Annotated in this window: 12 protein-coding genes; 3 read left to right on the top strand and 9 right to left on the bottom strand. The window is 28.5% G+C overall.

Annotated elements, in window-relative coordinates; translation table 11 throughout:
* Positions 1-19: 19 nt before the first annotated feature.
* Positions 20-148, bottom strand: a complete 129-nt coding sequence (locus OW730_RS08435; RefSeq protein ID WP_271228605.1) for a hypothetical protein — start codon at positions 146-148, stop codon at positions 20-22.
* 183 nt (positions 149-331) lie between these two features.
* Entirely contained in the window at positions 332-1129 is a 798-nt protein-coding gene (locus OW730_RS08430) for a GTP pyrophosphokinase (protein WP_271229538.1), read from the bottom strand.
* Between the two features lie 505 nt (positions 1130-1634).
* Between OW730_RS08430 and OW730_RS08425 the strand changes: the two genes are divergently transcribed.
* Positions 1635-2543 (top strand): DUF2225 domain-containing protein, encoded by a 909-nt coding sequence (locus OW730_RS08425; protein WP_271228604.1) that lies wholly within the window; start codon positions 1635-1637, stop codon positions 2541-2543.
* A gap of 352 nt (positions 2544-2895) precedes the next feature.
* Positions 2896-3315 carry a DUF4342 domain-containing protein gene (locus OW730_RS08420; protein WP_271228603.1) on the top strand — a complete coding sequence of 140 codons (420 nt, stop codon included), beginning with the start codon at positions 2896-2898 and terminating at the stop codon, positions 3313-3315.
* 253 nt (positions 3316-3568) lie between these two features.
* Here OW730_RS08420 and OW730_RS08415 read toward each other — a convergent pair whose 3' ends face one another.
* The 6 genes from OW730_RS08415 to OW730_RS08390 form a co-directional block, all read right to left on the bottom strand.
* Positions 3569-4258, bottom strand: a complete 690-nt coding sequence (locus OW730_RS08415) for a metallophosphoesterase (RefSeq protein ID WP_271228602.1) — start codon at positions 4256-4258, stop codon at positions 3569-3571.
* Positions 4258-4527 (bottom strand): EscU/YscU/HrcU family type III secretion system export apparatus switch protein, encoded by a 270-nt coding sequence (locus OW730_RS08410; protein ID WP_271228601.1) that lies wholly within the window; start codon positions 4525-4527, stop codon positions 4258-4260. Before OW730_RS08410 ends, OW730_RS08415 begins: the two co-directional genes overlap by 1 nt.
* A gap of 14 nt (positions 4528-4541) precedes the next feature.
* The gene (locus tag OW730_RS08405) at positions 4542-6164 is read right to left on the bottom strand and encodes a hypothetical protein (RefSeq protein ID WP_271228600.1); all 1623 of its coding nucleotides are present in this window, start codon (positions 6162-6164) and stop codon (positions 4542-4544) included.
* A gap of 347 nt (positions 6165-6511) precedes the next feature.
* Entirely contained in the window at positions 6512-7729 is a 1218-nt protein-coding gene (gene tyrS / locus OW730_RS08400) for a tyrosine--tRNA ligase (protein WP_271228599.1), read from the bottom strand.
* A gap of 171 nt (positions 7730-7900) precedes the next feature.
* Complete coding sequence (locus OW730_RS08395) at positions 7901-8323, bottom strand: hypothetical protein (RefSeq protein ID WP_271228598.1); 423 nt, start codon at positions 8321-8323, stop codon at positions 7901-7903.
* Between the two features lie 132 nt (positions 8324-8455).
* Positions 8456-9535 (bottom strand): sensor domain-containing diguanylate cyclase, encoded by a 1080-nt coding sequence (locus OW730_RS08390; protein ID WP_271228597.1) that lies wholly within the window; start codon positions 9533-9535, stop codon positions 8456-8458.
* 147 nt (positions 9536-9682) lie between these two features.
* Between OW730_RS08390 and OW730_RS08385 the strand changes: the two genes are divergently transcribed.
* Complete coding sequence (locus OW730_RS08385; RefSeq protein ID WP_271228596.1) at positions 9683-9838, top strand: hypothetical protein; 156 nt, start codon at positions 9683-9685, stop codon at positions 9836-9838.
* Between the two features lie 289 nt (positions 9839-10127).
* On the opposite strand, the gene OW730_RS08380 is transcribed toward OW730_RS08385, so the two are convergent.
* The gene (locus tag OW730_RS08380) at positions 10128-11720 is read right to left on the bottom strand and encodes a peptide chain release factor 3 (RefSeq protein ID WP_271228595.1); all 1593 of its coding nucleotides are present in this window, start codon (positions 11718-11720) and stop codon (positions 10128-10130) included.
* Positions 11721-11780: the final 60 nt, after the last annotated feature.

Below are 11780 nucleotides of genomic sequence, written 5' to 3'. Positions count from 1 at the left end.
TGTCTTATTCTTTTTCATTTTACTTATCTGATTTAATTATGGTTTTTCTAAACATTCCACCTATCCCTTCAGCAATAACCCCCAAAAGTATTAATGTTCCAAACCAGTGCCAAAAGTCCTGAAACACAAACTCTAATATTTCTAACATAAAATATTCCCCCTTAATATTTAGCCATATAATCATGATGCGAAACTATTTAAATATTATATCAAAAGGCTTCGCATATTAGCGTATATCAACAATAATTTTTAACAGAGCCTAAAATTAAAATTTCTCGGAGAGAAATGTCCTTCGTTGTCAACTTTAAACTGTCCACTGTCCACTATGTTTTTAATTTTTGACTCCTTTATTATGTAAAGCTTTTTCCGTAGTATTTAATAGTTCACTAAATTGAATAATATTCCCCTCTTCAATAAGTGAGTCCAGAGTTTTTCTAAATCTAGCTGCCTCTGTAGATTTTCCTACTGAAGATAACATTTCTATATTTCTCACTATGTCAGAAACCAAACTTGATTTTATTCCAAACAACTTCTGAGCATCTTTTATTTCTTCCTTAATCTCTAACATTTCCTGATCTAGTCTAAAGGCTGCATCTGCTGCACTTTTAAGTTTTTTCTTTATGTGTGGAGGAATATTATGTTTGTATTTATAATTAAGTGAATGTTCTATTGTAGCCCAAAAATTCATTGCTAAAGTTCTTACTTGAAGTTCCGCCAATATCACTTTAACGCCATCTGACATATTAACTGGATATTTTATTATAATATGATAACTTCTATAACCACTATTTTTAACATTATCAACATAATCTTTCTCATAAATAATTTGCATATCTTGTCTTTTTCTAATCATATCTATTACTTTATCAATATCATCAACAAACTGACACATAATTCTTAAGCCTGCAATATCCTCAATTTCATATTGAATTCTTTCTAATGGAATGTCAAATTTATTTGCTTTCTCTAAAAGGCTAGACATTTCTTTAACTCTGCCCGTTACAAATTCTATTGGCGAATAAGTTCCTCTTTTTTTGCATTCTTTTCTTATACTTCTAAACTTAATCTTTAATTCATCTATTGCTTGCTCATAGGGCATTGTAAACTTCTTCCAATCCATTGCCACCATCAAATCACCCTTCTAATAAATATATTAAATATCTGTATTAATAAATCGATTACATGAATATTAGTTCATAATAAAGCACAAAAGCGAGTTGAAAATTGAAAGTTGAAAGTTGAAAACGTAGGATATTTCTCTTCGAGAAATTTTAATCATATTGTTCTTCGGATAAAAATAATTTACTCGTTTCATCTTGATGAAACCTTGTATTTAAAATTACAATATTTTATCTAAAGATAAAATAAATAAACCCCTATTGTTCTAAAGAACAATAAAATGTAGTTTTGCGTAGCAAAACCTCCATCGTTTTCCATTTTCCACTTTCAATTTCCAAGTTATCTTTTACGTCTCAATGTTTTTCTATCATGACTTTTTACACTAAACTAAATTTCTAAAAATATTATATACTTATATTATATAACATTTTACTAATTCTTTTAATCTTTTTATTTTAAGGATAATTTTTTTTTGATATAATTAATGAAGTAACTCATTATGAGGGAGGCATACAGTGGATAATAAATTATTTGAAGAATTAAAAGAAATTGGTTTTAAAAATATAGATGCCATAGATATTTACAAAAAAGAACTAAAAGATGAACCTGTCATCGAGAAAAAAATCAATATGGAAACCTATTTATATGATAGAACAGTGGTTTGTCCAGTTTGCGGTGATAGTTTCAAAACACCTTCAGTAAAATCCTCAGCATATAAAACCTCAGGTAAAGAAAGTGATTTTTATATAAATTACACTTTAATAAACCCATATTTTTATGATGTATGGTTATGTAATGCTTGTGGTTATGCTGCTATGAAAAGTGATTTTGATAGACTCTCTCAATCTGAGAGAAAAACAATTCTTGAAAATATCACTAGCCAGTGGACTGGCAGGAAATATCCTAGAGTTAGAGATGAGAATCATGCAATTGAACGCTACAAAATATCATTATTAAATTATATAGTTAGGAAATCAAAAAATAGTACGAAAGCAATAACCTGCCTTAAAATAGCATGGATGTATAGACTTAAACCTGAAGAAAAGTTCAGACCTTTAGAAATAAAATTTATGGAAGAAGCCCTGACTGGATTTAAAGAAGCTTATTACAATGAAGTTTTCCCTATATATGGTATGGATAAATACACCACAATGTATCTCATAGGAGAATTATATCATCGTATAAACGATTACGATAATGCTCTAATATGGTTGAGTAATGTTCTAACCACCCCTGGTGTTAAATCCTCATTAAAAGACCTAGCTCGAGATCAAAAAGATATTATAACAATAAAAAAGAAACAGAAAGAACTCGCTGAAAATAATGATACTGAAACTCATGACCCACTGGTTCAAGATTTATCGGAAAAAACTGATTCAAGTAATAAAAAAGGATTGTTCGGAAAACTCTTCGGGAAAAAATAATAAACTTGTAAAGCAAATGTATAATGGATAATTGATAATGTATAATGAAGGATGGTTCTGACTTAAGTCAGAACCTTTATTTTATTATTCTTTAGCCCAAGGGATTTTGACTCATTTTATCTATGATAAAATATTGTATTCTCCATTGAATATTTCATTTCAAAATTAATTTATTAAATTTCTTAGCAAAAAAATCAACTTAAAGTTACTCTTAATTTTAGTAAACCCTTATTTAATACAATTCTAATTTTTTCTAATGAAATTTTAATCTTCTATTAAGGAGGCTATAATCTAAAGAACTTATAATATAATCATCAAGTGAAAGAAAAAAATAAATTTGGAGGGATAAATTATGAATATTACTTTAGAAAAAATAGATGAATTAAGAAGTAGGGCTAAGGTTAGTTATACAGAAGCTAAAGAGGCTTTAGAAATGTTTGATGGGAATATAGTAGATGCTTTAGCTTATCTTGATAAAAATGATAAGGTTAAATCAAAAGGATACAACAAATCGTATGAAAATATTGGGGCTACAGCTAAGGAGTTATGTGATAAAGGATTTAAAACAAGAATTATAGTTAAAAAAGATGATGTAGAAAAGATAAATCTTTCAGCTAATGTAGCGGCAATTTGTACAGTAATAGGATTTCATGCAGTTATACCATTAAGTTTAGTAGCTTTAGCTACAGGGCATAAATTTGAGATTCAAAAAGGTGATAAAAAAGATGAGAAGGTTGAAGAGGTTCCACAATTACTAGAAAAGAATCAATGAACAGTGTCCCTAAATGATAGATGTAAATAAAGTTAATGATTTAAAAAATGGGCAGTCTAAAAATGATTAATAATCATTTTTAGACTGCCCATTTTCTTGATTTTTCTCTATAAAAACATTGTATTCCAAATACAATGTTTCATTAAAATGAAACGAGTAAACCACTTTTATCCAAGGAACAATAAAATTAAGATTTCACAGAGTGAAATGTCCAACACTCTCAATTCTCCATTCTCAATTCTCAATTATGTTTTTATAGTATTATCACTGGGTCAAAGTCAATATGATCTACTGAAGTTAAAATAAATTCTATCCCTTCATATTCCCCTTCAAAAGCATTCTTTGTTCCTATCCCATGTAAGTGTCCATAAATTACTTTTTCTACTTCATATGTCTTAAATAAGCCTATGAATTCATTATCTTCTCTCTTCTCGTTAAAGGGAGGATAATGAGTAACAAATATTATTTTATTATATCCCGCATCTTTAGCAGCTTTTAAGGACAGTTCCGCTCTTATACATTCCCTATTATAAATTTTTCTATCTTTATCTTCTTTAAAATTATATCCACCAGGACAAATCCATCCCCTAGTACCACATATAGCATATTCACCATATGGGAAAAAATTATTTTGTATAAACATCATATTATCGTAAAGAGAATTAAGCTTTTTTATGCCACTCCACCAATAATCATGATTTCCTCTAATGAGCATCTTATTACCAGGTAATGAATTTAACCATTCTAAATCTTTAAACCCTTCCTCTTTACTCATGCCCCATGATATATCTCCACCGATAATTACAGTATCACTATAAGATATCTTATTAATCCAGTTTTCCTTTATTCTCAAGTGATGATCAACCCACTTCTCACCAAAAATCCCCATAGGTTTATCTACTCCAAATGATAGATGTAAATCAGATATAGCGTATAAAGCCACTATTTATCACCCTCTACTTTCTCGTCTAATTCCATTACATAAGCAAGAATATTAGCTACAACATCATATAGTTCTGTAGGGATTTCTTCACCACATTCTACGTTAGTAAGTAATTCTGCCAATTCTTTATTTTCTATTGTTGGAACAAAATTTGCTTCAGCTTCTTCAATTATCTTTTCAGCAATTTTTCCAACACCAGCCGCCGTAACAATAGGCGCTTCCATATTGGCTTCGTATTTAAGCGCTGCTGCTTTTTTTCTTTCTCTCATGTAATCACATCCTTTTAAACTTTAACATTTAAAACACTAAAATTATCATCTTCAAAAAAATCGTTACAATTTATAATATTTATCTCTTCTTCTCTCTCTTCAACACTTATATTTATTAAAAATTTACTATCATCAAATTTATCTTCTAATTTACTTTTAGTCATTTCCACAACTTTTTTCCATTTTGAATCACATTTTAAGTTAATACTAAGGTTATAATTTTTTATTTTAATCAAACTGTCAATTGTACCAATATTTTTTGTTTTTAATGATACAATCATTTTAACATTTTTTGAATCAATTTTCTTTTCTTTTTTTCGTTCATCTTTAATTATAAATTTAAAAGGATATTCTTCATTATTATGTTTAAAAGGACTATCAAAGTAATAATATTCATTACTTATAGAATTAAATACTTTTATCTTATTAATATTATTGTTTATAAATCCTTGTAATTTATCCATTAATTCATTACTTTCATTATTATCTTTTGATAAAATCATTTTTAAAATTTCTTTTGAATCTTTAAGAACTTCATTAATATCTTTTTTAATTTGATCAGATGTAATTAATTTTGGATCTTTTAATATTTCTTTTTTTATATCATCTTTTATTGTTTCTTTATCAATATGCTCCTTGTTAGTACCTTCTTTTACTGTATTTTCTTGTCCTTTATCATTTTCAATCTCTTTAAATGATATTTCACTCTTAAGTTCTTTCAATCTTTTCAAGTCATCTTCAGAGCTTTCTTGTAAAATATCACTAATCATTTTTTCTATAAATTCAATTTTCTTGTTTTCACTGGTACTATATTTATTAATAGCATTAAACACTGTGTTTTTATTTAATCTTGCAAAAAGTTCATTTTGCTCATTATTATTAATATTATATCCCTTATATCCACTAGTACCATTCTTATCAAGCAACCCCTCATTAGCCAATATTTCTTTCATCTCTTTTAAACTACTAAACATATTCTCCTTATTTGTAGCCATATTCTCGAGAATTTGAATATTTTTGCTGCTTGGAGTTATATTATTCTTTAAAAGAAATATAAGTGATTTAGTATCAATATTTTTTATTTTATCTAAAGAGTCACAAATAAGTTTACTATATAATTCACTTTTTTCACCTTGTAACCCTTTATTTGAAATGAACTTTTGAGCGAATTGTGTTTTTTCATCATTATTCTCATTTAATCTAGTTTGAAATTGCAAAAGACTTTTCATTGAAAATATATTTTCCTTTGTTAAAGACATTTTGTATTTAACCATTAGTTTCAGTAAGTTAATTGTTTCCTGATCCTTTTTTAAACCTAACTTTTCAATAATGGAATCAACAGAATTTTTTTCACTTTCACCGTCTAAAAATCCCTCAACCACTTTTAACTGCAATTTTCCTTCTTTAAATCCAGAAACTTCAAACTTTGCGAATTTATTTAATAACTCTAAATCTATAGGTTCATCTAACTCAGCTTCAAATTCCCATCCATCTATAGTTCTAAGTAAAACGGTTTTATTATCACTAGTTCCTTTTACTTTTGCTCTAACAATTTCGCCTTCATTAAAGGATATCTTTTTATGTATCCTTTTTTTATCTATCTGCCTTAAGCCAGAAATACTTCTGATATCGGACATATTCTCCCCCCTATATCCATAAACCTTGTATTATCGATATTTCAGATTAAACTTAAATTTATTCATTTAATTTATTAATTGTGTATTGCACACTGAGAACTTAAAAACTCTCTTTCTTATGTCTTTTGAATAAATAAGTTTTTTAAGTATGAAATCTATTTTTATATATTACTATTATCGAAGATTATTAAGTTATTTAAACAGTAAATCATCACAAATGCTTAAATTCCAGCAATTAACGAACTTCCCTATCTTTACCGCAAAACATAAAAACCCAATTTCAGCTTACTAATCTTCCACAATATGAAAGCTGAACTTGGGCTTATATTGAATATAGAGTATCTATTCTATTCAAAAATCACTTTAAAATATTTTTTCTTACCTCTTTTAACCAAAATGATTCCATCTTTAATATCATCTTCACTTATAATTCTATTTATATCAATAACTTTTTCGTCATTTATAGAAAGTCCACCCTGTTCTACTAATCTTCTACCTTCTTTTTTGGAAGGAATAATTTTTCCAGCGTTTAATACATCAAGAACGCCTTTTCCTAATTCTTCTTTACCCAAAATAACAGTAGGAACGTTATCTAAGTTAACGCCTCCTCCAAATAAAGTTTTAGCAGCATCCTCAGCTTTTTTAGCTTCTTCTTCGCCATGTATAAGTTTAGTTACTTCAAAGGCAAGTCTCTCTTTTGCTTTGTTAATCTCTGCCCCTTCAAGAGAAGAAAGTTGTTCTACTTCATCCATAGGTACAAAAGTTAAAAGAGATAAGCATTTCTTTACATCACTATCATCAACGTTTCTCCAATATTGATAAAAATCATATGGTGATGTTTTTTCAGGGTCTAACCAAAGAGCTCCACTTTCAGTTTTACCCATTTTCTTACCTTCACTATTAGTAAGTAATGTACATGTCATTGCATATACTTGCTCAGATTCTTTTCTTCTAACTATATTCATACCTGCTAACATATTAGACCATTGGTCATCTCCACCAAGCTGCATAGTACAATTATATCTTTTATACAATTCATAGAAATCATATCCTTGCATAAGCATATAGTTAAATTCTAAAAAGGATAATCCTTTTTCTAATCTTTGCTTAAAGCATTCAGCTGTTAACATTTTATTAACTGAGAAGCATACACCTACTTCTCTTAAAAAATCCACATAATTTAAGTTTAATAACCATTCTGCATTATTAACTAATATGGCCTTATCATCTTCAAAATCAATAAGTCTTGATAACTGCTCTTTTATACAACTAACATTATGCTCTATTTCTTCTTTAGTCAACATCTTTCTCATATCAGTTTTTCCAGAAGGATCACCAATCATAGCTGTACCGCCACCAACTAAAGCTATAGGTCTATGTCCGCCTTTTTGCATATGTGCCATAAACATCATTGCAATAAAGTGACCTACATGTAAACTGTCTGCTGTTGGGTCAAACCCTATGTAAAATGTTACCTTTTCATTATTTAAAATATCTTTTATGTTATCATGAGTTGTTTGCTTGATATATCCTCTTTCACATAAAATATCATAAACATTTCCCATTCGTATTCCTCCCTATTCTAAATATACCTTCTCTTATTATAACCTTAAATGAAATTTTTGCAACATAAAGGAGTGAAACTATTAAGCTAGAAATCAAAGTTAAAACAATATTATTATTCATTTTCAGAAAAAAAAAAGGATTGAACTTTCGTTTCAATCCTTTTAATATGTTTATTTCATAAACTCAACATTATACGAATTTAAATATTCAGGGATTTCATCAATTCTAATACTTATGTTAATATGCATATTTATTTCAAATTTATCTGATAGCCATTGAATTCTTTTTAATAATTCTTCACACTCATGAATACTACTAGAAGTAATTTTTAGAAGACCATCTATAAACATCTCTTCTATGTCATAATCTTCAGAAATTGCACCACTCAAGAAGCCATAAAATTCATCATAATTCTTTAATCCAAATTCATCTGTTGAAATAAATCTAATATTCCTATCAAGCTCATAACTCATTTTATCATCATCATCAATATAAACTAAATTACCTTTGCGCTTGCTAACCTTTTCATTGGCTAATTTAATCAGTGATTTTGTTTTGCCGCTACCTATTCTACCACAGTATAACTGTATCATTTTGATAACCCCCTTCAAAATTCTGAATTTTTTGATTATTAAGTATATTATACAGCATTTTAGCTTCCTTTTCAAATAAGGTACCCAAAGTCAAGAGATTATAATAATAACTGGACTCTGGGCACCTTATTTTTACTTTCTATATGTAACTTGGTCTTTACCACTTCTTTTGCTTATATATAAACATTTATCCGCTACACTTACTACACCATCAATATTTTCTGAATCATATGGATAAAATCCAATACCAAAACTCATAGTTGTTATAACTTTTTCTCCATTAAAATATAAGGAGTTTTCTTTAATTTTTTCTCTTAGTTCCTCTATTCTCTCATAAACTTCTGCTTTACTTCCAACTTGATCAATATATACTATTAACTCTTCTCCTCCATATCTAGCGAGAATATCTTTTTCACCAATATTATCTTGAATTACGCTAGTTATATTATTGAGTACATTATCTCCAAATTGATGTCCATACCTATCGTTAATTTTCTTAAAATCATCAATATCCATCATTACTAGTGCAAATTTAATATTAGAGTTATCTGAAAGCTTCTTATCTAATTGATCAAAAAAGAATTTTCTATTATAAATATTTAAAAGAGGGTCTCTTCTTGAACTTTCTCTTATTGTCATGTATAGAAAATTATTGTCTAAAGCTATTCCAATATGGTTTGAAATAGTAGTTAAAAAATTCATGTGATCAGAACTTAAAAATCCCCACATACTATGTTCCACTACTATATATCCAAGGGCTGTACCTCTAAAATTTATTGGAACACCTATTATAGAGTGATTTTCTCCATGATCATCTTCAGATTTTTTATGAGATTTACAATTTATTATAAATGGATTCCTATCATCAAGTATATCATAATAACTTTTTTGGTGATTTTCAAAAGATTCTTTACTTATATTAGTTGCTTCTACAACAAATTTTTCATCTTTTTTAATATAAATAGTTGAATATTCAACCCCCAATATCCCAACAATCATATCATTAATTTTAGGAATCAAATCACTTTCACTTACGTTCAGATTTATATATTTACTTATCTCCATTACATTAGTAATAGCATCTATTTTTTTTTCTAAAACCTCTACCTTATTATTTAAGAGTTCTATTGTACTCTCAGCAAAACTTTTATATGTTTCAAACTCTTCTTTAATTTTTATATAATTAAAGTTATTTCCATGTAATTCATCCATAAAAAAATCAAACCCCTATTTTTATTAGTCACTACTATTACTTCTATTTTTATTATTAAAAATCCTTCATATATAGAAATTTTTTTTTGAATATTATTATAAATTATGCAAATAATAAGAAAATAACTTTCAGATTGGTGTGATAATATGAATTTTCTAAGATTTATTGGAGCATTTGTTCTCCTTACTTGGTTGATTATGCTTTTATTAAGTTTAGGCGGAGCGTTTATAAATGTCCTATTAGTATTAGCTGTAGTAATATTTATAGTCGATGCCTTTACCACTTATAAACGAAGAGGGTAATAAAAAAATGCACGCTACCGCGTGCATTTTTTAATGTAGAATTGATAATGTATAATGGATAATGATTGACATTTCTCTCCGAGAAATTTTAATTTTGTTGCTCCCTGGACAATAAGATTTTTCTCGTTTCACCTTTAGTAAAACATTGTACTTTAAATACAATATTTTATTCTTAATAAAATGAGTAAAAAGATCTTATCCTAAAGAACAATAAGATATAGTTTCTGCTTAAGCAGAAACATCCATCATTCTCAATTCTCCATTCTCAATTCTCAATTTTTTTTAATATTTACGCTTTTCCTATAGAAGAAAGAACTAAACCTGGATTATGTTCTAATGCAAATCCAATTCCCCATTCACTTTGGAATAAAAGAATACTTCTATCTTTTATATCTTTAACAAGTCTCGTATCACTTGTTAAGCTTAATTTTTGAACTGGAACTGGACTTTCTTCAATCCATCTAATGTTAGAGAATGCTAATTGCTCTAGTTTTATGTCAACATTATATTCATTTTTCATTCTATATTCTAAAACTTCAAATTGAAGAACACCAACAACACCAACAATAATCTCTTCTACTCCAATATTAGGTCTTTTAAATACTTGAATAGCCCCTTCTTGAGATATCTGTGTTACCCCTTTTATAAATTGTTTTCTTTTCATAGTGTCTACTGGTTTAACTCTAGCAAAATGCTCTGGTGCGAAACTTGGAATTCCTTCAAAAGAAAATTTATTAGAATTCTTGCATAATGTATCTCCAATATTAAATATACCTGGATCGAATACACCGATAATATCTCCTGCATATGCTTCTTCAACAATCTCTCTATCTTGAGCCATGAATTGTTGTGGTTGAGATAATCTAACCTTTTTACCACCTTGAACATGATTAACCTCAATTCCCTTTTCAAATTTACCTGAACATATTCTCATAAATGCGATTCTATCTCTATGGGCTTTGTTCATATTTGCTTGTATCTTAAATACAAATGCTGAGAATGGCTCTTCATATATATCAACTTCACCTTTATCCGATTGTCTTGCTGTAGGTGCAGCTGTCTGCTTCAAGAATTCTATTAGGAATGGCTCAACACCGAAGTTTGTTAATGCACTTCCAAAAAATATCGGTGAAAGTTTTCCTTCTCTAACTGCTTCAACGTCAAAATCGTCACCTGCGTAGTCTAATAATTCGATATCTTCCATAAGCTTTTCATAGAAAGCAGGACCAATATATTCTAATAATCTTTCTTCTTCATCTAGTCCAATTCTATCAACTGATACTTGTTCTTGACCATGTTTACCACCACTAAATACAAGAACCTCTTTAGTTACTCTGTTATATACACCTTTAAAGTTCATTCCACATCCAATAGGCCAATTCATTGGATATGTTTTAATACCTAATTCATTTTCAAGTTCTTCTAATAACTCATATGGATCCTTAATTTCTCTATCAACCTTATTTACAAATGTAAATATAGGAGTTTCTCTTAGAGCACAAACGTGGAATAATTTTCTTGTTTGTGCCTCTACACCTTTAGCACCGTCAATTACCATTACAGCATTATCTGCTGCCATCAATGTTCTATAAGTATCTTCACTGAAGTCTTGGTGTCCTGGTGTATCTAATATATTTATACAAAAACCATCATATTTAAACTGCATTACAGATGATGTAACAGATATTCCTCTTTGTTTCTCAATCTCCATCCAGTCAGATACAGCATGCTTAGCTGACTTTCTAGACTTAACAGTACCAGCCTCTCTAATAGCTCCTCCGTATAAAAGGAATTTCTCAGTTAGTGTGGTTTTACCTGCATCCGGGTGAGAAATTATAGCAAACGTTCTTCTTTTTTTGATTTCATTAACTATATTACTCAACTTTCATTCGCTCCTCTTATTTTATAGTATAAAAATGAAGGCTTTGCCTTATAGAGATTC

Source organism: Oceanirhabdus sp. W0125-5, from assembly GCF_027938815.1.
In the GTDB taxonomy this organism is placed as follows: Bacteria; Bacillota; Clostridia; order Clostridiales; family Clostridiaceae; genus Oceanirhabdus.
The sequence above is the reverse complement of the archived record's forward strand: the minus strand, read 5'-3'. Positions and strand labels throughout refer to the sequence as shown.